Below are 24,687 nucleotides of genomic sequence, written 5' to 3'. Positions count from 1 at the left end.
GCTGACCCACTCCGTAAAAGCTAGAGGACGAGCCGCCATGCCGCGATACAAATGGACCGCCCTTGCCGCCGACGGTACACGCGTCGGCGGCCAGGGTGTCGCGATGGACGCAGGCGCACTGGCCGCGCAGCTGGAGCAATCAGGCCTGCTACTGGTCAAGGCGCGCGCGCAGGGCGGCTCGCTACGCCTCATGCGCACGCGCATCCGGCTGCTGGACCTGGTCAACTTCAGCTTTCAGATGACGATGATGCTGCGCGCCGGCGTGCCGCTCATGGAAGCCCTGCGCGACATGGAGAACGCTGAAGCCAACCCGTCGCTGCGCCAGGTCATCGGCGGATTGGTGGACGGCCTGAGCTCGGGCAGGACGCTGTCGCAGGCCATGGCCGATCATCCACTGGCCTTCGACGAGGTGTATGTGAGCCTGGTGCGTGCCGGCGAGAGCAGCGGCCAGTTGCCCGAGGTGCTGGCCAAGCTCACCGAAACGCTCAAGTGGCAACATGAAATCGCCGCCCAGACGCGCAAGGCGCTGATCTACCCCTGCGCAGCGCTGGTGATCATCACCGGCGTCACCTTGTTCCTCATGAGCTACCTGGTACCGCAGGTGGCCAGCCTGCTCAAGGTCATGCGCATAGAGCTGCCCTGGCAGACGGTGCTGATGATCAAAATCTCGGAAGTCGTCGAAGCGCATGTGGGCAAGATCGTGATCGGCCTGCTTCTGCTGGTCGGGGCCTTGCCGACGCTCTCGCGCGTACCAGGGCCCCTGCGCGGGGTGGTTGACGGCCTCAAGCTCAAGCTGCCCGTCGTGGGGCCGGTGCTGCGCCAGATCGCGCTGGCGCGCTTTGCCTATGTGCTGGCGCTGCTGTACGCGGCCGGCATCACCGTGGTGGAGGCGCTCAAGGTCGTGGAGATCGCCGTCGGCAACCGCGCCGTGGCGCAGGCCGTGGCGGTGGCGCAGGGCAGCATCGTGCAGGGCCGGGGCCTGAGCGCCGCGTTTTCCGGCATGACCATGTTTCCGCCCATGGTGGTCAGCATGCTGCGCGTGGGCGAAGCCACCGGCTCGCTCGATGCGGCGCTCGAAAACGTCAGCTACTTCTACACCCGCCAGGCGCGCGAATCGGTGGAAAACCTGCAGGCCACGCTACAGCCCGTGCTGACGGTCGTGCTGGGCCTGATGCTGGGCGCCGTGATCTTCTGCACGCTCGGCCCCCTGTACGACTCGGTGATCACCAATGCGAAGTTCTGAGCTTGTCCACGCACCGCTGCGCGTGCTGCACCTGGAGGGCGAGCAGCCGCGCGTCTATGCCGCCGCCCGCCACGGCCTGGTTGAAGAATTTGGCCCGCAACAGTCGTGGGCGCAGCCGCAAGCGCTGGCCGATCATGCGCGGCGCGACCCGGCCTGCCGCTGGCTGGTGCTGGCCGACTATGCCGAAGAGGAATTCTGGGGCGACGTGATGCCCCCCTTGCGCGGCGCAGCGCGCAAGGCCTGGCTGACCCGCATGCAGCATCGCTTTGCAATGGAGTCGCCGTTTCGCTGGATCTCGCTGCAGGGCCGAAGCCGCTCCAGCCCCGGCAAACTGCGCGTGCTGGGCTACAGCCTGGGCAATGCCGAGCGCGTGATGCCCTGGCTGGAGGCCTTGGCGGGCGCCCATGCCCGGCTGGGTGGCGTCTATGCACCCATCCTGCTGGCCGCGCCGCTGCTGCGCCGGCTCAAGCTGCCCCAGCGCGGGCCGGTGGTGCTGGTCACCGCGCATCCCTCCGGGCTGCGGCAATGCGTGGTGATAGACGGCCGCCCCTGCTTCTCGCGCCTGGCACTGCGCGCCGACGCCGGCGGCGCGGGCTGGCCGGCCGCCGTGCGCGAGGAAACCGCACGCCTCAAGGACTACCTGGTCGAAAACGGCATCCTCGCGCGCGACAAGTCCCCGCTGCATGTCGTGGGCATTGGCCCCCAAGGCACCCGCGACCCGGCGGCGGCCGGCCTGGATGACGGGCAAAGCATTTACCACCTGCTGCAGGCCGATGCCGTCGCCCGGGCGCTCAAGCTGCCGCCATCCTCGGCCGCCTCGCCCGAGTTGTCCCAGCGCCTGTTCGTGCACGCGCTGGCCCGCGGTGGGCCCGCAGACCAGCTGGCGCCGCCGGCGCTGCTGCGCGATGACTGGGTGGTACGTATGGCGCGCAGGGTGCGCTGGGCGGGTTACGGCGTATGCGGCGCGGGCCTGCTTTATGCGGCGGGCTCGGCCGTGTCGCTGTGGCCGTTGGCCAGCAAGTTGAATGACGCGGCCGCGAGCACCCGGAAATTCGATCTCGACTACCAGCGCGAGGCGGCGACCTTTCCCGAATCCGCCCTCACGGCGGACGAACTGATCGCGCTGGAAAAAAAGGCCAAGGCCCTGGCGGACGCTCCAACCGGCCCGCGCGCACTGCTCGCCGCCGCGGGCGGCGTGCTCGAAAACCACCCCGAGTTGCAGTTGGACCAGTTGCGCTGGGAGCGCGAGGCCTCCACGCGCGCGAACGTCCCCACGCTGCACGTGCGAGGCGCCGTGCAGGGCCTGCAATCCGATGACCTGCGCGGCGCGCGCGATGCCATGGCGCGCTTCACCGCCAGCCTGGCGGCCGCCGGCCTGTCGGCGCAGGTGCTCAAGGTGCCGCTGGACCTGCAAAGCAGCACCAGCATCAACGGCTCGGGCCAGCAGGACAAAGCCGAACTCGGGTTCGAGGTCAAGGTATGGAACAAGTAGCCCGCCTCCAGGCCTGGCGCCCCGGCGCATGGCCCCCGCTTTTGCGGCGCGCCGTGCTGCAGGCCTGCGCGCTGGCCGCACTGGGCTTGCTGCTGGCCGGCGCCTTCCACTGGTGGCGCACCGACCTTGCCGGGCGGCTGGAGCGCCAGCTCAAGGCGGAACAAACCAGCCGCCAGCGTTTCTTCAACAGCGGGCGCGAAAGATCCAACATCGAGCGCCTGCTGCCGCTGCTGCAAAGCCTGCAGTCGCGAGGCCTCTACGGCGAGGAAAAGCGGCTCGAATGGATAGAGCGCCTGCGCGGCATGGAAAGGCGCTGGCCGGGCCTCAAGCTGCAATACACCATTGACGCGCAAGCCATTCAACCGGCCGCTAATGCGGGCGCGGGCAACACCGCCGGGCCTGCCTCCCTGCCCTTGCCCGGTGCGGCAGGCGATACGCGGCGCATCGAGATGTTCTACACGCGCATGCGACTGACCATGACCCTGGTGCACGAGGAAGACATGCTGCGCGTGCTGGACGACCTGGCGCAAGCGCAGCTAGGTCGCGTCAGCGTGGAACGCTGCGAGATGAGCCGCGCCAACGCCGCGGCCATCAGGGCGGAGTGCGCGCTGGTCTGGCACACGCTGCGCACCTACGAGCCGCCGGCACGCACGGCCGGAGGCCGGCCATGAAGTCGCTCGCCAAAGCCCTCTTGCTGGGCTGTTGTCTGTGGCCGCTGGCCTGCACCGCCGCACCGGACGGCTTGGGCAGGCTCTTCTACACGGCGGCCGAGCGCGCCGAAATGGAAGCCAGGCGCTTCGGCCAGCCCGCACCGCAGGAAGTGGCCGCGCGCGCCCTGGCCTCCACACTGCGCATAGACGGCATCGCGGTCCGCCCCCAAGGCAAAACCACCGTCTGGATCAACGGCGCCCCCTACCTGGAGCGCGACCTGCCCTACGGCATTCGCGTGCGCCGCGGTCCCGCTGGCCGCATCCTCGGCGTCGAGATGCTGCTGGAGGGCGGGGACATCGAGCGCGCCGCGATTGGTGAAACCCTGCTGCGGCCGCTGAGCAGCGCGGCCGCCGCGGCGTCGGCGCCGTCGGCGGGCAACGCGAAACCGGAGGCGAAGAAATGAAACCGCAACAAGGCTTTGTCGCGCTGCTGATGATGGTGCTGGTCGCGGTCGGCATCTTTGGCGCCATGGCCGCGTGGGTGGCCAGCGACCCGCCTCAGTCCAAACAATCGATCAACCAGCAGGTCTTGATGCAGGCGAAGGAGGCGCTGCTGGCGTATGTGGCGTCAAGCAGTGACGCCGGCAATGCGCTGATGCTAAAAACACGACTCCCGTGCCCAGACATGGACGGTGATGGTGCGGCCAATACGGCCCCTGACACCAGCAATTGCGGCGTGGCGCGGCAAACTGCGCTAGGGCTCTTGCCTTGGAAAACACTGGGTCTGCCGCCGCTGCGTGATGCCGATGGCGAGTGCCTTTGGTATGCGGTCAGCGGGGATTTCAAGGACGCCATGGATCCGGCGGTGATAGCCGCCGTCAACGCCGATACCGACGGGGTGATCACGGTGGCCAACGAAACCGGAAGCAGCCTGGCAACAAAGCTTGTCGCGGTGGTTTTTGCGCCGGGCGCGAAGCTGGGATCGCAAATCCGCACCGACCCCGCGATGTTCAGCACGGACAAGCCTTGCGCCACGCCAGGCGGCAGCGCGGTGATTGATGCTGCCGGCTATCTGGATTTCGGCAATCAACAGCCATCAACCGTCGCCGGCGCCCCCATCACTTTGACCCAATTGACGGGGACGGTCGACAAACAATCGCGGCTCAACGACCAGCTTGCCTGGATCACGGCGAACGACTACGCAACCGCCGCAACGCAGCGCAATGCCAAGGCACTTGAGAAGGCATTTTCATCCGCAGTCAGTGCTTCCGCGGCTGGCGGACGGTTGCCGTTTGCTTCGGACACGCCCGGTGGCTCCTGCAAGCAGGATTATTACAGCGGCTTCCTGCCGGTTAGTTGCTCGTACACCTATATCGACACGAATGGGATGCAGGTGACAAAAACATTCACGCTGGTCGATCCCGACAAGTGGTCCAACTTGACCTTCTACGCACTCTCGCCGGGCTGCAACTCCCCTGACTGCACTGCCGCATTGCGTTTGCCCGGCAATCGCACAGCCAAGGCCGTGCTGCTGATACGGGGCAGGCCGCAAGTGAACCAGACCTGTCCATTGGCCTCAGCCACAGAACCCATCACTGATCTCCACAAGTGGTTGCCTTGCATTGAGAACCAGGCCAATCGTGACGCGCTGTCAGACCCGGCTTCACAGGTCAGGACCTTTGTCACACCCGACAAATGGCCTGCTTCCAATGACATCTTGAAGGATTTCCCATGAGCCCCCTCCGGCGACACGGCAGCATGCGCCAGCGCGGCTTTACCCTGGTAGAACTGGCCTTGGTGGTCGGCATCGTGGCGATACTGCTCGCAGGCCTGCTGGTTCCCATAAGCCGCTCCATCGAGCAAAAAGCGGTGGCCAACACACAGGCATCCCTTGAAGCGGCCCAGCAGGCCCTGCTGGGATACGCGCTCAGCAACGGGCGCTTGCCATGCCCCGACACAGGTACTCAAGGACTGGCCTTGGCCGCCGACGCGAGCGGATGCGCCACCGCAAGCGTGGGCCGCTTGCCTTGGGCCACGCTGGGTGTCCAGGGCGTTGATGGTTGGGGCAACAGGCTGGACTATGCCGTCTACGCCCCCCTCGGCGCCGGTTTCTCCACCGTGACCACCAGCAACCTGGAAGTCTGGTGCACAAAAATGACGATAGCCGCGATTCCTGGAGGTATTCCAGCTTGCCTCATGGCAGGAGGTGCCGTGGTCAAACCCTCGACCGCAACAAGCTTTGTGGTCTATTCGCATGGCAAGAACGGCTTGGGCGCCATTCGGCCGGACGGAACACCCAGCAGCGCCATCCCCCCGAGCACCGCGGATGAAGTGCAGAACCAATCCGGTGCCGGAGGCATCTTCATCTCCCGATCCCAGACCGATGCCACCAGCACTGCCGGCGAATTCGACGACCTCATGGTCTGGATGCCTTCCACCCTCTTGACAGCCAAACTCTTCGCCGCCGGATTGTGGTCTCCCCCATGAAGACATCCAGACTCTCCGCGCTTTCTTGCCAACTCACCCCCCTCTCCGCCATCACCCGCCTCACCCTCATCGAAGCCTGGCGCGGCCGCAGCGCGCGCCTGCTGCTGCTCTTCCTCGCGGCCGTGTACGCACTCGGCACCTTCGCCGCCTCCATGGCAGTGACAGAGGGAGCGGAAACCCGTCTCGCACTCGCCGCGCACCTTTACCGCCTGGGCCTGGTGCTGGCGCTGGCGTTGATCGTAGTGTCCAGCACGGTGCGCGACATGGAGGGCGGCTTCTTCCAGGTGCTGCTCGCGTTTCCTTTGTCGCGCGCGCAGTTTGTGATGGGACGGCAGGCCGGCTACATGCTGCTGGCAGTGCTCGCGGCAGCGGGGGCCACGGGCGTGATGCTCAGCATCGCCGTGCCGGGTGGCCGCGTCGGTGTGCTCGCCTGGGGCGCCTCGCTGGCGCTGGAGCTATGCATTGTTGTGGCGGCCGCGCTGTTTTTTTCGCTGGGCTTGCGCCGCGTGCTACCGGCTTACGCGGCCTGCTGCACGTTTTACCTGTGGGCACGCCTGTTGGACGTGGCGCGCTTTATGTCGGCGCACCCGGTCGGCCAGGATGCCGGATCGTGGGACGTGGTGGCGGGCCGGGCCGTCTTCGACCTGCTGGGCTGGCTGCTGCCGCCGCTGGCCAGTTTCGCGCCCTCGCCCTGGGCCCTGGGCGGAACCGTGCAGGGTACATTGCTCGCGCTGCAGTTCGGCTGGGCGCTCTGGTATGCGGCGCTGTGCGCAGGCGCCTCCCTGATAGACCTGTACCGCCGTGAAGTTTGACTTACGCCGCAGCAGCACCGCACGCCGCGCGCCCGCGCGCGTAACGGCCGTGTTCGCGCTATTGCTGGCCGGCCAGGTAGGGCTGGCGCTCTGGCGGGGCGTGCCGCAAGCCGGTGCACAGCCGCTGGGGCGACCCCCAAGCATGGCCGCTTCGCGCCTTATGTCGCTCGACGACCCAGTGCCACTGGCCAAGATGCTGGACTTGTACCTGCAGGCCCATGACGTGCAGCCCGGCCTGAGCCTGCCCTGGCGCGAACTCGACTACGGCGACGTGGTCGCCTGGCTGGAACACATCCTGCAGCTAGACCCGCAGGGGCAATACCCGCTGCTGGCCGCCGCGCGGCTCTACACCCAGGTGCCCGATGCCCAGCGCCAGCGCCTCATGACCGATTTCGTCGCCCGGCAGTACCCGCAAGATCCTTTACACCGCTGGCGCTGGATGGCGCATGTGGCTTACGTGGCCAAGGTCCAGATGAAGGACCCGGAGCTGGCCGTGCGCTACGCCGCCGAACTGCGGCAGTACGCGGAAAACCTGCCGCAGGTGCCGGCTTGGGCACGGCAGATGGAAATCTTCCTGCGCATGGGCCAGAACGACCTGGACACCGCCAGGGCACTGCTGGGCGCGCTGCTGGCCAGCGGGCAGATTCACGACGACAACGAGCTGCGCTTTCTCACGCACACCCTCAAGGAGCTGGAGCAAAAATGAACGACGCCCCACACCCGGCGCTGCAGGCCAGTGAGGTCCACAAACACTACGGCACAACCAGGAAGGCGCGTGCGGCACTGGCCAACGTGTCGCTGCAAGTCCACCCCGGCGAATGCCTGGCCTTGCTGGGCATGAACGGTGCGGGCAAAACCACCTTGATCAAATGCCTGTTGGACCTGGCTGCGCCGACCTCGGGCACCCTGTCCCTCTTCGGCCAGAACCACAGCCGGCCGCTTTCACGTGAACAGCTCGCTTATGTGCCCGAACGTTTCTCGCCGCCGGGCTGGCTGCATGCGCGCGACTACTTCAGGCTCGCGGCGCGCCTGCACGGACTGACGTTTCCRCAGCCAGGACTTATTGGCATGCTGGCCGAACTGGACCTTGAGGAGAACATCCTGGACAGGCCGATGCGTGAATGCTCCAAAGGCATGGCGCAAAAAATCGGCCTGGCGGCGGCCTTCCTGGCACGGCGGCGCCTGCTGGTGCTGGACGAACCCATGAGCGGCCTGGACCCGCTCTCCCGCATACGCGTGCGTGAACAGCTGCGCCTGCAACGCGGCGCCGGCTGTGCGGTGCTGATGAGTACCCATTCGCTCGCGGACGTGCAAGACCTGGCCGACCGCGTCGCCATCCTGCATGCCGGCAGCCTGCGCTTTATCGGCACCATAGCCGAATGGCTGACGCAGCACGGCGCACATGATCTGGAAGAGGCCTATTTATCGGTGGTGCAAACAGCGCGGCAAAGCCCGGCCTGCGTCCCGTCAAGCTGATACCGGCCGGACGCAGCAAGGCCCGCGCACAGCGATGCCGCGCGCGGGCCCAAAGAGCTTGCCCTTTCCCGGATAATTACTTGGGCAGCAACACCTTGTCGACCACGTGGATCACACCATTGGATTGGTAGACGTCAGCGATGGTGACGGTCGCCACGCCGCCTTTTTCATCGGTCACCGTGACCTTGCCGCCGGCCGACTTGGCCACCAGCGTGCCGCCGGCGACCGTCTTGATCGAAGCCATGCCTTTGCCGTCGGCAATCATCTTGCTGATGGCGGCTGCATCCCATTTTCCGGGCACCACGTGGTAGGTCAGCACGCCGGTCAGCATGCCCTTGTTCTCGGGCTTGAGCAGGGTGTCCACCGTGCCGGCGGGCAGCATCGCGAAGGCAGCGTTGGTGGGCGCGAACACCGTGAACGGGCCCGGGCCCTTGAGCGTGTCGACCAGGCCCGCGGCCTTGACCGCCGCGACCAGCGTGGTGTGGTCCTTGGAGTTGACCGCGTTGTCGATGATGTCCTTGCTCGCCAGCATGGGCGCGCCGCCCACCATGACCTGCGCGAACGAGGGAAGGGCCGCAAACGACAGGGCCAGCGCGACGCCCAGGGAAGCGAGTTTGTGTTGAGTCTGCATGTGAAGTCCTTTGATGAAAGAGTTGAACCAAGAGCCGAAATCACCATGATTCAAGCGGCTGTGATGAATACGGGGCACGTGGCCCGCTGGATTCAAAACAGGTTTGGTTTCAACACTTTCAAGGCCACCGCGGCCACAAGAGGCCCGCAGGCTTCAGCAGCCGCGTTCGAAAAACCCGCGCACGGCTCGCGGAAAGATCAAATGCTCTTGCGTGAGCACACGCGCGGCCAGGGTCTCGGCTGTGTCGCCAGGCAGCACCGGCACCACGGCCTGCGCCAGGGTGGCGCCGTGATCCAGCTCCGCCGTCACCTGGTGCACCGTGGCGCCCGCCACCGTGCAGCCCGCGTCGATTGCGCGCTGGTGGGTGTTGAGGCCGGTGAAGGCCGGCAGCAGCGAGGGGTGGATGTTGATGAGCCGCCCCGCATAGTGCTGCACAAAGCCGGGCGTCAGGATGCGCATGAAGCCGGCCAGCACCACCAGCGCCGGCGCATGGGCGTCTATGCGCGCCATCAGTTCCGCATCAAAGGCCTCGCGCGACGCAAAATCCTTGTGCGGCACCACGGCGGTGGCGATGCCCAGGCTTTGGGCCAGCTCCAGCCCCGCGGCGTCGGCCCGGTTGCTGATGACGGCCGCCACCTGGGCGCCGAAAAGCCCGCGCCAGCCCTCTTTGTCCGCAGTCCGGGCGATGGCGGCCATGTTGGAGCCACTGCCGGAGATCAGGATGACAATGTTTTTGTTCGGTTTGTTCGCGCTGGCCATAGCCCTCTAGTTTAGAGGGCCAGAGCCGCCGGTCTGACCGTTCCAGGCCCCATGTCCCAACTGAGACATAAAATTGCGAACGACCGTGCTAAAAATAAGAAATTGGCCGCAGGCAACTGCGGAATCGCCGCCAACCGCCCCGGAGACATCCCGCCATGGATTTAGCTTTCACCCCTGAAGAACAGGCATTCCGCGAAGAGATTCGCGCCTGGGTCCGCGCCAACCTGCCGGCCGATATTTCACACAAGGTGCACAACGCCTTGCGGCTCACGCGTGACGATATGCAGCGCTGGGCCAAGATACTCGGCAAAAAAGGCTGGCTGGGCCACGGCTGGCCCAAGGAATTCGGCGGCCCAGGCTGGAACGCGGTGCAAAAGCACTTGTTTGAGGAAGAATGCGCCCTGGCCGGCGCGCCGCGCGTCGTGCCCTTCGGCCCGGTGATGGTGGCGCCCGTGATCATGGCCTTCGGCACCCCTGAACAGCAAAAGCGGTTCCTGCCCGGCATCGCCAGCGGCGAAGTCTGGTGGAGCCAGGGTTACAGCGAACCCGGTTCGGGCTCCGACCTTGCCTCGGTCAAATGCCGGGCCGAGCGCCAGGGCGACAAATACATCGTCAACGGCCAGAAGACCTGGACCACCCTGGGCCAGTACGGCGAGTGGATTTTCTGCCTGGTGCGCACCAGCACCGAAGGCAAGCCGCAGACCGGCATTTCCTTCTTGCTGGTCGACATGAAGTCGCCCGGCGTGACGGTGCGCCCCATCGTGCTGCTGGACGGCGAGGCCGAAGTCAATGAAGTCTGGTTCGACAACGTCGAAGTGCCGGCCGAAAACCTGATCGGCGAAGAAAACAAGGGCTGGACCTACGCCAAGCACCTGCTGAGCCATGAGCGCACCAACATCGCCGACGTGAACCGCGCCAAGCGCGAGCTCGAACGCCTCAAACGCATCGCCAAGGCCGAGGGCGTGTACGAAGACCAGCGTTTCCGCGACGAGATCGCCAAACTCGAAGTCGACGTCGTGGCACTCGAAATGCTGGTACTGCGTGTGCTCTCGGCCGAAAAATCGGGCAAAAACTCGCTGGACATCGCCGGCCTGCTCAAGATACGCGGCAGCGAGATCCAGCAGCGCTACAGCGAACTCATGATGCTGGCCGCCGGCCCCTTCAGCCTGCCCTTCATCGAAGAAGCCATGGAGGCCGGCTGGCAGGGCGACTTCCCCGGCGGCCTGGCCGGCGACGCGCCGCTGGCGTCCACCTATTTCAATCTGCGCAAGACCACGATTTACGGCGGCTCCAACGAAGTCCAACGAAACATCGTCTCGCAAGTCGTTCTCGGCTGATTCGGCCGTACTGAAGAACAGGAAACACATCATGGATTTCGATTTCACCGACGACCAGGAACAGCTGCGTGACGCCGTGCGCAAATGGGTGGACAAGGGCTACGGCTTCGAGCGCCGCCGCGGCATCGCCAAGGCCGGCGGCTTCTCGCGCGAGGCCTACGGCCAGATCGCCGAACTGGGCCTGACCGGCCTCTACATCCCCGAAGCCGACGGCGGCCTGGGCATGGGCCCCGTCGAGGGCATGGTGGTGATGGAGGAACTGGGCCGCGGCATTGTGCTCGAGCCTTTTGCCCAGGCCCTGATCGCCGGCGCGGTGCTTTCGAGCTATGCGCCGGCCGCCCTCAAGGCCGCCTGGCTGCCGAACATCGCTTCGGGCGAGACCCTGGTGGTGCTGGCCTACCAGGAACGCGCGGCGCGCTACGACTTTGAGAAATGTGAAGCTACAGCGACGGCGGCCGGCGACGCCTGGACGCTGGACGGCATCAAAAGCATAGTCCCCGCCGGCGACCAGGCCGAGGCTTTTATCGTGCCCGCGATGGCCAAGGGCAAGCTCGCGCTGTTCCTGGTTGAACGCACGGCAGCCGGTGTCACGACGCGCGGCTATGGCACCCAGGACGGCGGCCGCGCCGCCGAAGTGACCCTGAAAAACGCACCCGCCGCACTAATCACGCTGGACGGCCTCATGGCCCTGGCCCATGCCGTCGACATCGGCATCGCCGCCACCTGCGCCGAAGCCGTGGGCGTGATGGACAAGACCCTGGCCATCACCGTCGAGTACATGAACACCCGCAAGCAGTTCGGCGTGGCCATCAGCAGCTTCCAGGCCCTGCGCCACCGCGTGGCCGACATGAAGATGCAGTTGGAACTGGCCCGCTCCATGAGCTACTACGCCTCGCTCAAGCTCAATGCACCCGCCGATGAACGGGCCCGTGCACTGGCCCGCGCCAAGTACCAGCTCGGCGTGTCCATGCGTTTTGTCGGCCAGCAGGCCGTGCAGCTGCACGGCGGCATAGGCGTGACCGACGAATACATCGTGAGCCACTACTTCAAGAAGCTGACCCAGCTGGAAATGACGTTTGGCGATACGCTGCACCACCTGGGCGAGGTGTCCAGCCGCATGCAGGAGACGGCTGGGGTATTTGCCTGAGATTGCCGTCTACGGTCTGGGTAATAGAGATGGCGGCTGTTCGCAACTGGAGCCGATGGCTATCCAGATCGAACGACATCGCGCGCTCTTACGTTTGACATGAGGGGCTTGACCCGGCTTGCCGAGAGCAAGTCTTCTCGATGGAAGGGTTAGGCGCTTCTGCCGGGGCAATGGCCGGTTTTATATCGACTTCCATTCTTCTACGACCACTTGATAATCGTCTTCGTACAAGATCTTTCCAGGATTTTTGGAGCGAAGCATGCGAACGGGTGCGCCGTGCTGTGCCAGCAGGTCTGCGAGGATGCGCATCTTCTTGATTGACTCTAGCGCAGAGTGTTTGAACCAAGTTACTGCATCTCGGGACCAGCCACTCGTCGCAAACGGCGGGCAGGGCAAATATGAGTTAAGCCAGGCGTAGGTCTCTTCAAGAAGCTCCTCTTCGTATACCGAAAGATCGCCCCTGTCCCGAAGTAGACGTGCTTCAGTGACTATGCCGGTGAGGAGTTTATGGTGCTCATCTTCACCTCCGACCACGAACCGAATGAACATTTGAAACGCCTGATGTTGGAATTCAGCGGACGGTGCCACCGGTCCGCTGCAATGACAGGTTCAGGCCGCTGTTGTCGCATAGACAACTCGCCTGAGCATTGAACGATAGCGCCAGGAAAAAACCAAGGCCATCGGGTAGCCAAGGACGCGTAGCGGGTTAAGAAAGTGAAGCCAGTATGGCTTTGCATACCAGTGAGCCATGCGCCTTTGAAGGTACTCTTCGCTGTAGCCCCAATCGGGCATGAGCATCCACAACATAAGCGGAAAAATCAAAAACGAATCGACAGCAAACGAGGCGCAGACATCCCCGAAGAAATGACGATCAACCTCCGGGAGATCTTTGGCGCCTATTTCGCCTTTCACCACCAAAGACCTGCACTCGTCGTCTTCAATTCCGATCTCGGACCAAGCATAGGAGAAGATTTCCCAAACCCGATATCGTTCCATCTCGTGCGCCTAACTTTTCGATGTATCCGGCAAGACGCGACCTGGGTCAGCCCGCACGATCCAAGACGAATTTGCAGATCGCAAGCAGCCAGCCAAGAAGCAGGAGCAAGGTGGCAAAGACGCCCCACCTCGCCACCGCGTCCTCCCATCGAACATTGGGACGGCCGCGCTTGAGCAGATTGACCAGGGCTTGGCCGCCATTGAGCGGCCCGAATGGAAGCAGATTGAAGGCCGCCAGCTTGACAGCGACCAAACCAAAAACCGGAAAAAAGCCGTGCTGGCTGGCGAAGGCCTGGAATGAAGCCAGGTATTTCTGTGCTTCGTCAAAAGGAGAAAAAGCACCGAGAAACACCTGGGCGAACCCGCGAACAAAGCCTTGCCACCCCTCATTCCCAAGAATCGCAATTCCCGCGGCCGCCAACGTCATTGCGCCACCAAGCGGCAGCAATACCTGCTTCCAGGCGGGCTGGTGGTTGAATGCGTCGCTCCACTCAGCGGGCTCGAGCAACTCTTCGCGGGAGTCTTTCAACCTCACAAAGCCGGACAGCGGCAGGGCCCGGATCCGCAGTTTTCCAATCGTGACGAGTGTCGGCCCGACACCGTAGGACACGCTGCGAATACAAATTCCCATGCTGCGGGCACACAGCGCCATGGAGCCAATGTGAATCGCGAGCGCCAGCGCGGCTGCCACAGCGATTGCCAGTGCCACCGTCATGGTGGAGGCGACAATGCAAACAGCCCAAGAAGCCACGCCAGACCCGAAATTGCAAGTCTGAACCGATTCAGTTTGCTCCACCGGAGGGCTTGCGCGCAGGCAGCTTCGGACGGCGGCTCTTCTGCCTTCATAAGGCGGATGGCTACAGGGATGAAGTAGCCGAATGTCCCGATTCGCTCCACAAGTGTGAGAAGCGCAGAGCCCAGCCACCAGGCCTGCGATGGCCCTTGGGCTTGCCAGGCCGCAAAGACGCTTGCCAGCGTCAGCAAGGTCAAAGGGCCTGTGGTAACGAAGCCCCAGAATCGCCGGCCTGTGTCGTCCGTGCGCATTGCATTGCCATTCAAGTAAGGCGCGCCAGTCCCGGCCCGGCCCATCCACCGCGGCACGACGATGCGTTGCTCATACAGACCAGCGCCCAGCGCAATGCCTTGGGCAACGACAAAAAGCAACAGGAGAAGCCAGTTGATGTGGGGAGACATGGACGGTCAGAGCTTTGAACTTTGGCACTTAACGTCAAAATGACCCAGACCACTGCCCTTGCGGCGGAGTCGCCTCCCGCAGGCATGGGTCCGCGATTGACAGACTAGGCCGCAAGCGAGCCACGTTGCGCTCCTCTGATTTTTTCGTACACCGACTTCGCATTCGGCACGAACTCAAACCTCGGCGACTGCTGCTGCGCGCCCGGCCAGCTCGAGTTTCCGAAAAATGACGGGATCGGATGCTGAGGTCCGAATGTAATCTCACCTTCGCCATTGCGGCTCTCATTCATCGACACGTCAGTCAGGGTGCTCAGGTTCAGAGACTTTACTTTTCGGGAGAACACGCCCGAGACGATCAGAACACGTTCGGATGTAAGCGCATAGAACGTACGGGCACGCTGCCGCGCATCGAAGAAGAAGCGGCCGATAACCATGTACAGGCCAACCAACACGAAGGGAATCCCCCACAGAACGAAGAACGCAGGGGCGTTGGAAGTCGCAACCCCATACTCCCAGAAAAGTGCAAAACCACACCAAAGCAGACTAAATGGAATCGCGAAAGCGTCGGATCCCCGGAACGCAATTCCCTGGCGAGGGCTGCCCGACCAAATAACTTGTTCGCCAGGTGCGAGTTCGCGATGGATTTCTTCTGATACTTCGTGCATAAGTTTTTGAATTTGTGGCTTAACGCAGTAGTGACCGGCCCAACAACACTAGCGGCGAAACCGCCTGCTGCCGTTGTGGATCCGCGTCGATTGAAAAGCCATCTCGCAGGCGCAGCCAAAGGTCGCCTCTACGAACATTGGCACACCAGTAGATACTCACCATGGGCATTCATCGATCGCGAATGATCGCGCACGAGTTGTGCCGTACGACTTGCGCACTGGGCACGACATGCGCCCATCGTACCGGGCGACGGCGGGAGGAGGACGGCGGCGATCCAGGAGATAACGCACACGAGAACTATTGCCCCCGTAGCCGCAGCCCAAGCTGGGACTCGCTTCCAAGACCGCCGCAGAACAACGCCAATCTTCATGAGCACCTGCCACCCTCGCTCCGCCGCAACCCCTCACGCGTGCAGGCGTGAGGTTTTGGGAATGTGCGCCATCAAAAACTCCATCTGGTCCGCCAGGATGCGGCGGTTGCGCAGGATGAAGTCTTCCCAGAGGCTGGGTACATAGGGCGTGTAGAGCAGCGGCATGTGGGCTTGCTCGGGCGTGCGGCTGCTTTTGCGGTGGTTGCAGGCGCGGCAGGCTGTCACCACGTTCATCCAGGTGTCTATGCCGTTTTGGGCGAAGGGGATGATGTGTTCGCGCGTCAGGTCTTCTTCGTGGAAATGCCCGCCGCAGTAGGCGCACACATTGCGGTCGCGGGCAAACAGCTTGCCGTTGGTCAGGCCCGGCTTGAGGTCAAAGGGGTTGATGTTGGGCACACCCTTGGTGCCGATGATGCTGTTGACCGTGATGATGGACTGCTGGCCCGTGATCGCGTTGTGGCCGCCGTGGAAGGTCACCACCCGCGCGCCCATCTCCCAGCGCACCTCGTCGGCCGCGTAATGCAACACGGCTTGTTCAAGGCTGATCCAGGATTGCGGCAATCCCTGGGCTGAGAGCTTCAAGACCTTCAAAACGAACCTCCATCATGGTGGATGCCGCGGGGAACGCGGCGTTCGGCTGACTGAACGGACTGACTGTGTATCAATATACAGTGAAATCATGAAAACCGCCCCCAAATTCCCCCATTAACCACGTTCAAGCCCCGTTCAACCGGGCTCCAGCGCTACAAAAACGATAATTGCCCCCATGAAAGTTTTCCGTGGCTACCACCATCCCCAGCTGGCCGAACACTGCGCGTTGACCATAGGCAACTTCGACGGCGTGCACCGCGGCCACCAGGCCATGCTGGCGCTGCTGAAAAACGAGGCCCAGCACCGCGGGGTGCCCAGCTGCGTGATGAGCTTTGAACCGCACCCGCGCGACTATTTCGCGGCCGTGGCGCGCAAGCCCGAGCTGGCGCCGGCCCGCATCGCCACCCTGCGCGACAAGCTCACCGAGCTCGCCCGCTGCGGCATAGACCAGTGCGTGGTGCTGCCCTTCAACGCCGCGCTGGCCTCCCAGCCGGCCGAAGCCTTTATCCAGGACGTGCTGGTGCGCGGCCTGGGGGTGAAATACGTGCTGGTAGGCGACGACTTCCGCTTCGGCGCCAAGCGGGTGGGCGACTACGCCATGCTGGACGCCGCCGGCGAGCGCCTGGGTGTTGACGTGGCCCGCATGAACAGCTACGAGGTGCACGGCACCCGGGTCTCCAGCTCGGCCGTGCGCGAGGCCCTGGCCCAGGGCCGCATGGACCGCGTCGCCGGCCTGCTGGGCCGGCCCTACAGCGTGTCGGGCCATGTGGTGCACGGCCGAAAACTGGGGCGCGACCTTGGTTTTCGCACCCTCAACCTGCGCTTTTCCCACTGGAAACCGGCCGCCGGCGGGATTTTCGCGGTGCAGGTGCACGGCCTGGCCGAAAAGCCGATTCCCGGCGTGGCCAACCTGGGCATACGGCCCTCGCTGGACCCTAGCGACGCCAACGGCGGGCGGGTGCTGCTGGAGACCCATTGCCTCGAATGGCCCGCCGGCCTTGGCCCCGAGGGGGCATACGGTAAAATCATCCGTGTGGAACTGCTGCACAAACTGCACGACGAACTGAAATACGACAGCCTGGAGAGCCTGAAAACAGGCATCGCCAAGGACTGCGACGAGGCGCGGGCGTTTTTTGCCCAGGCGCCCCAGTCGTTTTCAGCCGCCATGCACACGGAAACCAGCCGCCAGACCACGCGCGACCGAATTTAGACGATCTCGTCGCCTCTGGCCCCGCCCTGTCCTCACGGCGGATGGCTTTCCTCCCCACCGTATGGCCGGCGCCCCCGCTTTCCCGGGTCGCCCTAACAAAAAGCATTCCAAGAGCATCCCATGTCCGAGACCAAAACCGATTACCGCAGCACCCTGAACCTGCCAGACACCCCGTTCCCCATGCGCGGCGACCTGCCCAAGCGCGAAGCCGGCTGGGCCAAGGAGTGGGACGAAAAAGGCATTTACAAAAAGCTGCGCGATGTGCGCGCCGGCAAGCCCAAATTCGTGCTGCACGACGGCCCGCCGTACGCCAACGGCAAGATCCACATCGGCCACGCCGTCAACAAGGTCCTCAAAGACATGATCGTCAAGGCGCGCCAGCTCAAGGGCCTGGACGCCATCTACGTGCCCGGCTGGGACTGCCACGGCCTGCCGATCGAAAACGCGATCGAAAAACTCCATGGCCGCAACCTGCCACGAGATGAAGTGCAGGCCAAAAGCCGAGCCTTCGCCACTGAGCAGATCGAGGGCCAGCGGGCCGACTTCAAGCGTCTGGGCGTGCTCGGCGAATGGGACAACCCCTACCGCACCATGGACTTCGCCAACGAGGCCAATGAAATCCGCGCGCTCAAACGCATCATGGAGCGCGGTTTCGTCTACCGGGGCCTGAAGCCCGTGTACTGGTGTTTTGACTGCGGCTCGTCTCTCGCCGAGTTTGAAATCGAATACGCCGACAAAAAATCGAGCACGCTGGACGTCGGTTTCAAATGCGCCGAACCGCAAAAGCTGGCGCTGGCTTTCGGCCAGGCCGCTTTAGCCAAGGATGCCTTCGCGGTCATCTGGACCACCACCGCCTGGACCATCCCCGCCAACCAGGCGCTGAACCTGAACCCCGAGCTCGAATATTCGCTGGTCGATACCGAGCGCGGGCTGCTGGTGCTGGCCTCGGTGCTGGTCGAGAAATGCCTGGAGCGATTCAAGCTTGAAGGGCGTGTCATTGGCGTCACCAAGGGTGCGAACCTCGAAAAGATCAACTTCCAGCATCCGTTCTACGACGTCGATCCGGGCTACCACCGCTTCAGCCCTGTCTTCCTGGCCGACTACGCCACCGCCGACGACGGCACGGGTATCGTGCACTCCTCGCCCGCCTACGGCGTGGAAGACTTTAACTCCTGCGTCTCCAACGGCATCGCCTATGAGGACATCCTCAACCCGGTGCAGGGCAACGGCCGCTATGTGGATGATCTGCCGCTGTTCGGCGGCCTCAACATCTGGAAGGCCGCGCCGCTGGTCATCGAAAAGCTGCGCGAACACGGCCGCCTTTTTGCCACGCAAGACATCGTGCACAGCTACCCGCACTGCTGGCGCCACAAGACGCCGGTGATCTACCGCGCCGCGGCCCAGTGGTTTGTGCGCATGGACGAAGGCGAAGGCGTGTTCACCAAGGACAAGGCGCCGCAAACCCTGCGCAAGCTGGCCCTGGCCGCCATCGAGGAAACCAGCTTCTACCCCGAAAACGGCAAGGCCCGGTTGCGCGACATGATCGCCGGGCGGCCCGACTGGTGCATCAGCCGCCAGCGCAACTGGGGCGTGCCCCTGCCCTTCTTTATCCACACCGCCACCGGCGAGCTGCACCCGCGCACCATGGAAATCATGGAGCAGGCCGCCAGCATGGTGGAGGCCGGCGGCATCGAAGCATGGAGCAAGGCCACGGCCGAATCCATCATCGGTGCGGACGCCCCTGACTACATCAAGAGCACCGACATCCTCGACGTGTGGTTCGACTCCGGTACCACGCACGACCACGTGCTGCGCCACAGCCACGCGGCGCAGTCGACCTGGCCGGCCGACCTCTACCTCGAAGGCCACGACCAGCACCGCGGCTGGTTTCATTCCTCGCTGCTCACCGCCTGCGCGATGTACGACCACGCGCCCTACAAGGGCCTGCTCACGCACGGCTTCACCGTGGACGGCAAGGGCCGCAAGATGAGCAAGAGCGAAGGCAACGTCGTGGTGCCGCAGGAAGTCAGCGACAAGCTGGGCGCCGAAATCATCCGCCTCTGGTGCGCCTCGACCGACTATTCGGGCGACCTGGGCATCGACGACAAGATCCTGGCCCGCGTGGTCGACGCCTACCGCCGTATCCGCAACACGCTGCGCTTCCTGATGGCCAACGTCAGCGACTTCGACCCGGCCAAGGACGCCGTGCCGTTTGAGCAGATGCTGGAAATCGACCGCTACGCGCTGAGCCGCGCGTCGCAGCTGCAGGCCGACATCCTGGCGCACTACGAGGTGTATGAATTCCACCCGGTGGTCTCCAAGCTGCAGATCTATTGCAGCGAAGACCTGGGCTCTTTCTACCTCGACATCCTGAAAGACCGGCTCTACACCACTGGCCCCAAATCGCTGGCCCGCCGCAGCGCGCAGACCGCGCTGTGGCAGATCACGCATGCCATGCTGCGCTGGATGGCGCCCTTCCTGAGCTTCACGGCGGAAGAGGCCTGGAAGGTGTTCGGCTCGTCCGAGTCCATCTTCATGGAAACGTACTCCGAGTTCCCCGCGCCCGACGCAGCGCTGCTGGCCAAGTGGTCGCGCATCCGCGAGCTGCGCGACACCGTCAACAAGGACATCGAAACCCTGCGCGCCGAGGGCAAGGTCGGTTCGTCGCTGCAGGCCAATGTGATGCTGGAAGTGCCCGCCGAAGACCATGCACTGCTGGCCGGCCTCGGTGAGGATCTGAAATTCGTCTTCATCACCTCCGCCATTGAAGTGGCCGCCGCGAGCGCTGTTGCCACCAAGGTGACCCCCAGCACCGACGCCAAATGCGAACGCTGCTGGCACTACCGCGCCGACGTGGGCCATGACCCGGCCCACCCGACGATCTGCGGCCGCTGCACCAGCAACCTGTTCGGCGCTGGTGAAGACCGGAAATACGCGTAATGGCAAAAACCACCTTCACGCGCTCCCCAAGCTCCCTGCTGCCCTGGCTGGGCCTGGCGCTGATCATCCTGATCGCCGACCAGTTCACCAAGGTGCTGATCCTGGGTTATTACCGCCTGGGCGACTCCACCTACGTGACCAGCTTCTTTAATGTGGTGCGGGTGCACAACACCGGCGCGGCCTTTTCCTTTCTGGCGGAAGCCTCGGGCTGGCAGCGCTGGTTCTTCACCGCCATCGGCGTGGCAGCCGCGCTGTTCATCCTGTGGATGCTGCGCTCGCATGCGGGGCAAAAGCTGTTCTGCTTCGCGCTGGCCTGCATCCTGGGCGGCGCCCTGGGCAACGTGATTGACCGCGCGATGCACGGCTATGTCGTGGACTTCCTGCAGTTCCACTGGGCCGGCTGGTACTTCCCGTCCTTCAACATTGCCGACAGCGCCATCACCGTGGGCGCGGTCTGCCTGATCCTGGACGAGCTGTTGCGGGTGCGCAAAGCCAGTTAGGGTGCGGGGCTTCCCGATTCCGGGAAAACAGCGATTTGGGGTGCAAAATCAGGTTCTGGCCGCGCCGCGGCCGCCTGACAAACAACAACGCACCGCCCAACCCGTTTTTTGCCACCCTTGATGCCCCCAGAGTCCTTTTCCTCTTTTCTCGCCGACACGGGCCGGCACGCGAAACACTGGCTGTTCGACTCCGCCCTGCCCCTGTGGTGGGAGCGCGGCGCGGACCACGAGGGCGGCGGCTTCCATGAAAAGCTCGGCCAGGACGGCCAAGCCATCGGCAAGCCGGTGCGCGTGCGCGTGCAGGCGCGGCAGACCTATGTTTACGCCCGGGCCGGCGCCCTCGGCTGGACCGGCCCATGGCAGGCGGCCATGCGGCATGGCCTCTCCTTCATGCTCTCGCGCTACCCCCGGCCCGACGGCCTGTTCCGCAGCACGCTGGACACCACCGACGACAGCATAGACCTCTACGACCAGGCCTTTGTGCTGTTCGCGCTGGCCTATGCCTATGAAGCCGAGGGCCGGCCGCCGGAATTACTGGACACCGCGCAGGTCCTGCTGCGGCAGATTGAAGCCGCGCTGGCGCTAAGCGAGGGCGGCTATTACGACGGGCTGCCGCGGCAGCCCGTCCTCAAATCCAACCCGCTCATGCATTTGCTCGAAGCCCTGCTGGCCTGGGTTGCCACAGGGGTTGAAGGCAACTTCCGTGCGGCGGCCGTGGCGCTGTGCGAGCTGGCAACCACGCGCTTGATCCATCCCGGCAATCGCGCCAACCGGGCCATCGGCGAACTCTTCACTGCAGGTTGGGCGCCACTGGGCACGCCGCAGGAGCGCGCGTATGAGCCCGGCCACCAGTTTGAATGGGCGTACCTGCTGCTTCAGGCGGAAGGCCTGCTGGGCATCAACGCACGCAGCGAAGCCATCGCGCTCGAAAGCTTCGGGCGTTCCTTCGGCATCGACAGCCAGCGCCAGGTCGCGCTGTTCGCCGTCGATGAGGCAGGCAAGCCCACCGACCGCAGGGCCCGGCTCTGGGCGCAGACCGAAAGACTGCGCACCTCGCTGCTGTTCGCCACACAAGGCCTGGGTGACGCCGCATCCTGCCGGGACGCCGTGGCCGGCAGCTTCTCCGGCCTGATGCGCTTCCTGGCCACGGACGTGCCCGGCCTGTGGCACGAATGGCAGCGCGAAGACGGCGCGTTTGACATCGCGCCCTCACCGGCTTCCTCGCTTTACCATCTGATGACCGGCCTCGAAAGCTTGTTGACGCCGCCACCCCTGACGCCTGCGGCACATCGCGCGGGCACTGTTGAACGGACAATCACCGCATGAAGCATCTGTTGAATCTCCTCGCAGCGATCGCGCTGCTGGTCTGGGGCACCCACCTGGTGCGCACCGGCATCCTGCGGGTCTTTGGCGCCAACCTTCGCCACGTGCTGGCCGTCAGCATCAGCAACCGCTTCGCCGCCGCAGTCTCGGGCATAGGCGTGACGGCGCTGGTGCAGTCCAGCACCGCCACCTCGCTCATTGTTTCTTCCTTCGTCGGCCAGGGCCTGGTCACGTTGCCTCTGGCGCTGGCCGTGATGCTGGGCGCCGACATAGGCACCAGCCTGATGGCGGTGGTGTTCTCTTTCGACCTGTCGTGGCTGTCGCCGCTTTTCATTTTTGCCGGCGTCGTGCTGTTCATCTCGCGCCAGGACACCAACGTCGGCCGCGTGGGCCGCGTGCTCATCGGCCTGGGGCTGATGCTGCTGGCGCTGCGCCTGGTGACGGACTCCACCGGTGTGCTCACCAAGGCGCCGGCCGTCAAGGCCTTGCTGGGTTCGCTGAGCAGCGACCTGCTGCTCGAAATCACCGCCGGCGCTTTCCTGGCCGTGGTGTCGTATTCCAGCCTGGCCATCGTGCTGCTCACGGCCACGCTCGCCGCTTCAGGCGTGATCCCGCTTGACGTGGCGCTGGGCCTGGTGCTGGGCGCCAACCTGGGCAGCGGCCTGCTGGCCGTGCTGACCACGCTGCGCTCGGCCGTTGAGGTGCGCCAGGTGCCCCTTGGCAACCTGGTGTTCAAACTGCTGGGCATTGTGATTGCCGCGCCCTTCATAGGCCTGTGGCTGCGCCATGTGCGCCCTTACCTGGAGGAGCCGACCACCGTGGTCGTGCTGTTCCACCTGGCCTTCAACCTGCTGGTGGGCGCTGTCTTCATAGGCTGGACGCAGGTGATCGCGCGCTGGGTGGTCAAGCTGCTGCCCAAGCCCGACAAGAACAAGGCCGGCGGCCGCCCGCACCACCTGGACCCTTCCGCCCTGGCCACGCCCTCGCTGGCGATCTCCTGCGCCGCGCGCGAAGCGCTGCACCAGGCCGACGTGGTGGAAAGCATGCTGCTGGGCGTGCTGCAGGTCATACGCAACAACGACCTCAAGCTGGCTGAAGACCTGCGCAAAATGGACGACGCCGTCGATGAGCTGTATTCCTCGATCAAGTACTACCTGACCAAGATTTCGCGCGAAGCGCTGGCGGAGGAAGAAAGCCGCCGCTGGACCGACATCATCAGCTTCACCATCAATATGGAGCAGATCGGCGACATCATCGAGCGCGTGCTGATCGACATCGAAGACAAAAAAATCAAGCCGGGCCGCAATTTCTCGGAAGCCGGCATGGCCGAGATCGTCGAGCTGCACGAGCGCCTGGTCGACAACCTGCGCCTGGGCATGAGCGTGTTCCTCAACGGCACGGTGCGCGACGCACAAAAACTGCTCGAGGAAAAAGCCCGTTTCCGCGACCTGGAACGCGCCTACGCCACCACCCACCTGGGCCGGCTCTCGGCCAACACGGTGCAAAGCCTGGAAACCAGCTCACTGCACATCGATTTGATCAGCGAACTCAAACGCATCAACTCGCACATCTGCTCGATCGCCTACCCGATTCTCGATTCGGCCGGCGCGCTGGCGCCCAACCGGCTGCGCGCTTCGGCGCTGACCGACCAGAGCTAAGCCGCTGGGGCCGAGCTCAGGCCAGGCCCATCACATCGGCAAAAATCAGGGTCGCCTCAGCCGTGAACTCGCCGCGCTGCATGGCGTCCAGCAACTGCGCGGCATCCATCAGGCGGAACTGCTCGACCTCGCCATCCTGGTTGTCCGGCACCATGCCCTCGGGCACGGTGCAGACATACCAGTCGATGTCTTCCACCACATAACCCGCGTCCTTGCCGTCCGTGGACGGACGCCGCGCCACCAGCCGCCCGCCGTAGCGCATGGCCAGCAACTGGCTCACATGCAGGCCGGCCTCTTCCCAGGTCTCGCGCACCAGCGCGGTTTCCACCGTGTCGGCAGCCGACACCATGCCGCCCATCAGCGTGTCCCACAGGCCCGGGTCGTTGGATTTGTTGAAGGCACGCTGCTGCACCCAGAAACGCCCGTCGGGCGACTGCCCCACCAGGTGCACCGCCAGCGTCGTGATGCCCAGCGGCCGCACCGCCGCCCGCTCCACCGTGCCCTTGCGATGGCCGAACTGGTCAGGCACCGCAAGCTGCTCGTCACGCCAGGCACCGGCCAGGCCCGCTTCATGCAGCGCCACCGCGATCTTGTTCAAGCTCGTCGTCACATCCCCCATCAGCCGCCAACCCAGGCCGTCAGGGTGCTCCTCCTTGAGCAGGGGATGGTGGCCGTCCGTCATCGCATGCAGGGCGAGCTTGTGGAAGAAACCCGGCTCCACAGAGCCGATCACGGATTCGCCTGCCCATAGGGGGACGCGTGGGCGCAAGGGTGGCACGGTTGCGCCTGCTCGCAGTTCGCGCAACCAGTCTGGATTGTGGTTCGGGTTGGTCATGGTTTTTGAGGCTGTCAGTTTACTTCTGGGGTCATTTTGTGGATAGGGTTCTCTTCTTACTCCTGCTGGCCGGGGGTAGCCCGGCGGCTACTCACTTTTCTTTTGCTTCGCCAAAAGAAAAGTAAGCAAAAGAAAAGGCGACCCTGGTGTCTGCGTCCCTCCGCTTCGCTGCGGGCAGCCTGCGGTGCTCGGTCCAGACGGGGTCAAAAACAACTCGCCTTCGGCTCAAACAAGTTTTTGCCCTGATCCGTCTGGCCCTGCGCTCCTCGGCGCATACACAAGGGGTGGGGACAGATCGGCTCAAACAAGTTTTTGCCCTGATCCGTCTGGCCCTGCGCTCCTCGGCGCATACACAAGGGGTGGGGACAGA

The 24,687-nt window shown here is 64.2% G+C and carries 25 protein-coding genes; 16 read left to right on the top strand and 9 right to left on the bottom strand.

Going from position 1 to position 24,687, the window contains the following annotated elements; translation table 11 throughout:
* The first annotated feature begins 37 nt into the window (after positions 1-37).
* Genes AC1DXS_RS10675 through AC1DXS_RS10635 form a run of 9 tightly spaced genes read left to right on the top strand, consistent with a single transcriptional unit; the run spans position 38 to position 8,160 of the window.
* Positions 38-1,243 (top strand): type II secretion system F family protein, encoded by a 1,206-nt coding sequence (locus AC1DXS_RS10675; RefSeq protein ID WP_477737489.1) that lies wholly within the window; start codon positions 38-40, stop codon positions 1,241-1,243.
* Positions 1,230-2,735 carry a hypothetical protein gene (locus tag AC1DXS_RS10670; protein ID WP_477737488.1) on the top strand — a complete coding sequence of 502 codons (1,506 nt, stop codon included), beginning with the start codon at positions 1,230-1,232 and terminating at the stop codon, positions 2,733-2,735. The genes AC1DXS_RS10675 and AC1DXS_RS10670 overlap by 14 nt, the downstream gene beginning before the upstream one ends.
* Positions 2,723-3,406: a hypothetical protein gene (locus AC1DXS_RS10665; RefSeq protein ID WP_477737487.1), complete on the top strand. Its 684-nt coding sequence runs from the start codon at positions 2,723-2,725 to the stop codon at positions 3,404-3,406. The genes AC1DXS_RS10670 and AC1DXS_RS10665 overlap by 13 nt, the downstream gene beginning before the upstream one ends.
* On the top strand, positions 3,403-3,849 hold the full coding sequence (locus tag AC1DXS_RS10660; RefSeq protein WP_477737486.1) for a hypothetical protein: 447 nt from the start codon (positions 3,403-3,405) through the stop codon (positions 3,847-3,849). The genes AC1DXS_RS10665 and AC1DXS_RS10660 overlap by 4 nt, the downstream gene beginning before the upstream one ends.
* The gene (locus AC1DXS_RS10655) at positions 3,846-5,120 is read left to right on the top strand and encodes a hypothetical protein (protein WP_477737485.1); all 1,275 of its coding nucleotides are present in this window, start codon (positions 3,846-3,848) and stop codon (positions 5,118-5,120) included. Before AC1DXS_RS10660 ends, AC1DXS_RS10655 begins: the two co-directional genes overlap by 4 nt.
* Positions 5,117-5,872 carry a type II secretion system protein gene (locus AC1DXS_RS10650; RefSeq protein WP_477737484.1) on the top strand — a complete coding sequence of 252 codons (756 nt, stop codon included), beginning with the start codon at positions 5,117-5,119 and terminating at the stop codon, positions 5,870-5,872. The genes AC1DXS_RS10655 and AC1DXS_RS10650 overlap by 4 nt, the downstream gene beginning before the upstream one ends.
* Positions 5,869-6,684, top strand: coding sequence for a hypothetical protein (locus AC1DXS_RS10645; protein ID WP_477737483.1), 816 nt, complete (start codon positions 5,869-5,871; stop codon positions 6,682-6,684). The genes AC1DXS_RS10650 and AC1DXS_RS10645 overlap by 4 nt, the downstream gene beginning before the upstream one ends.
* On the top strand, positions 6,674-7,390 hold the full coding sequence (locus AC1DXS_RS10640; RefSeq protein WP_477737482.1) for a hypothetical protein: 717 nt from the start codon (positions 6,674-6,676) through the stop codon (positions 7,388-7,390). Before AC1DXS_RS10645 ends, AC1DXS_RS10640 begins: the two co-directional genes overlap by 11 nt.
* Entirely contained in the window at positions 7,387-8,160 is a 774-nt protein-coding gene (locus tag AC1DXS_RS10635; RefSeq protein ID WP_477737481.1) for an ABC transporter ATP-binding protein, read from the top strand. Before AC1DXS_RS10640 ends, AC1DXS_RS10635 begins: the two co-directional genes overlap by 4 nt.
* Positions 8,161-8,236: 76 nt before the next feature.
* Here the strand turns inward: AC1DXS_RS10635 and AC1DXS_RS10630 are convergent, their stop codons facing one another.
* Positions 8,237-8,791: a fasciclin domain-containing protein gene (locus AC1DXS_RS10630; protein ID WP_477737480.1), complete on the bottom strand. Its 555-nt coding sequence runs from the start codon at positions 8,789-8,791 to the stop codon at positions 8,237-8,239.
* Between the two features lie 153 nt (positions 8,792-8,944).
* On the bottom strand, positions 8,945-9,550 hold the full coding sequence (purN, locus tag AC1DXS_RS10625) for a phosphoribosylglycinamide formyltransferase (protein WP_477737479.1): 606 nt from the start codon (positions 9,548-9,550) through the stop codon (positions 8,945-8,947).
* A 155-nt stretch (positions 9,551-9,705) separates the two neighbouring features.
* Between purN and AC1DXS_RS10620 the strand changes: the two genes are divergently transcribed.
* Positions 9,706-10,887, top strand: coding sequence for an acyl-CoA dehydrogenase family protein (locus AC1DXS_RS10620; protein ID WP_477737478.1), 1,182 nt, complete (start codon positions 9,706-9,708; stop codon positions 10,885-10,887).
* 31 nt (positions 10,888-10,918) lie between these two features.
* A complete protein-coding gene (locus tag AC1DXS_RS10615; protein WP_477737477.1) occupies positions 10,919-12,034 on the top strand; it encodes an acyl-CoA dehydrogenase family protein in 1,116 nt (371 codons plus the stop codon).
* A gap of 180 nt (positions 12,035-12,214) precedes the next feature.
* On the opposite strand, the gene AC1DXS_RS10610 is transcribed toward AC1DXS_RS10615, so the two are convergent.
* The 6 genes from AC1DXS_RS10610 to AC1DXS_RS10585 all read right to left on the bottom strand — a co-directional run bounded on the left by AC1DXS_RS10610 (position 12,215) and on the right by AC1DXS_RS10585 (position 15,851).
* The gene (locus AC1DXS_RS10610; protein ID WP_477737476.1) at positions 12,215-12,583 is read right to left on the bottom strand and encodes a hypothetical protein; all 369 of its coding nucleotides are present in this window, start codon (positions 12,581-12,583) and stop codon (positions 12,215-12,217) included.
* Positions 12,584-12,643: 60 nt separating this feature from the next.
* The gene (locus AC1DXS_RS10605) at positions 12,644-13,030 is read right to left on the bottom strand and encodes a hypothetical protein (RefSeq protein ID WP_477737475.1); all 387 of its coding nucleotides are present in this window, start codon (positions 13,028-13,030) and stop codon (positions 12,644-12,646) included.
* Between the two features lie 46 nt (positions 13,031-13,076).
* Positions 13,077-13,745 carry a site-2 protease family protein gene (locus AC1DXS_RS10600; protein ID WP_477737474.1) on the bottom strand — a complete coding sequence of 223 codons (669 nt, stop codon included), beginning with the start codon at positions 13,743-13,745 and terminating at the stop codon, positions 13,077-13,079.
* Entirely contained in the window at positions 13,742-14,224 is a 483-nt protein-coding gene (locus AC1DXS_RS10595) for an anthrone oxygenase family protein (RefSeq protein WP_477737473.1), read from the bottom strand. Before AC1DXS_RS10595 ends, AC1DXS_RS10600 begins: the two co-directional genes overlap by 4 nt.
* A 104-nt stretch (positions 14,225-14,328) precedes the next feature.
* Entirely contained in the window at positions 14,329-14,889 is a 561-nt protein-coding gene (locus AC1DXS_RS10590) for a PH domain-containing protein (protein WP_477737472.1), read from the bottom strand.
* Between the two features lie 404 nt (positions 14,890-15,293).
* Entirely contained in the window at positions 15,294-15,851 is a 558-nt protein-coding gene (locus tag AC1DXS_RS10585) for an HNH endonuclease (RefSeq protein WP_413329869.1), read from the bottom strand.
* A 175-nt stretch (positions 15,852-16,026) separates the two neighbouring features.
* On the opposite strand from AC1DXS_RS10585, the gene AC1DXS_RS10580 reads away from it, so the two are divergent.
* The 5 genes from AC1DXS_RS10580 to AC1DXS_RS10560 all read left to right on the top strand — a co-directional run bounded on the left by AC1DXS_RS10580 (position 16,027) and on the right by AC1DXS_RS10560 (position 23,482).
* Positions 16,027-17,061 (top strand): bifunctional riboflavin kinase/FAD synthetase, encoded by a 1,035-nt coding sequence (locus tag AC1DXS_RS10580; RefSeq protein ID WP_477737471.1) that lies wholly within the window; start codon positions 16,027-16,029, stop codon positions 17,059-17,061.
* A 120-nt stretch (positions 17,062-17,181) separates the two neighbouring features.
* Positions 17,182-20,001 (top strand): isoleucine--tRNA ligase, encoded by a 2,820-nt coding sequence (gene ileS / locus AC1DXS_RS10575; RefSeq protein ID WP_477737470.1) that lies wholly within the window; start codon positions 17,182-17,184, stop codon positions 19,999-20,001.
* Positions 20,001-20,501 (top strand): signal peptidase II, encoded by a 501-nt coding sequence (gene lspA / locus AC1DXS_RS10570; RefSeq protein ID WP_477737469.1) that lies wholly within the window; start codon positions 20,001-20,003, stop codon positions 20,499-20,501. The genes ileS and lspA overlap by 1 nt, the downstream gene beginning before the upstream one ends.
* 120 nt (positions 20,502-20,621) lie before the next feature.
* Entirely contained in the window at positions 20,622-21,827 is a 1,206-nt protein-coding gene (locus AC1DXS_RS10565) for an AGE family epimerase/isomerase (protein ID WP_477737468.1), read from the top strand.
* Positions 21,824-23,482, top strand: coding sequence for a Na/Pi cotransporter family protein (locus AC1DXS_RS10560; RefSeq protein WP_477737467.1), 1,659 nt, complete (start codon positions 21,824-21,826; stop codon positions 23,480-23,482). Before AC1DXS_RS10565 ends, AC1DXS_RS10560 begins: the two co-directional genes overlap by 4 nt.
* A gap of 16 nt (positions 23,483-23,498) precedes the next feature.
* Here the strand turns inward: AC1DXS_RS10560 and AC1DXS_RS10555 are convergent, their stop codons facing one another.
* Positions 23,499-24,317 carry an NUDIX hydrolase gene (locus AC1DXS_RS10555; RefSeq protein ID WP_477737466.1) on the bottom strand — a complete coding sequence of 273 codons (819 nt, stop codon included), beginning with the start codon at positions 24,315-24,317 and terminating at the stop codon, positions 23,499-23,501.
* Positions 24,318-24,687 lie beyond the last annotated feature (370 nt).

The sequence above is a fragment of the Polaromonas sp. P3_B1 genome, from assembly GCF_056402935.1.
The sequence above is the reverse complement of the archived record's forward strand: the minus strand, read 5'-3'. Positions and strand labels throughout refer to the sequence as shown.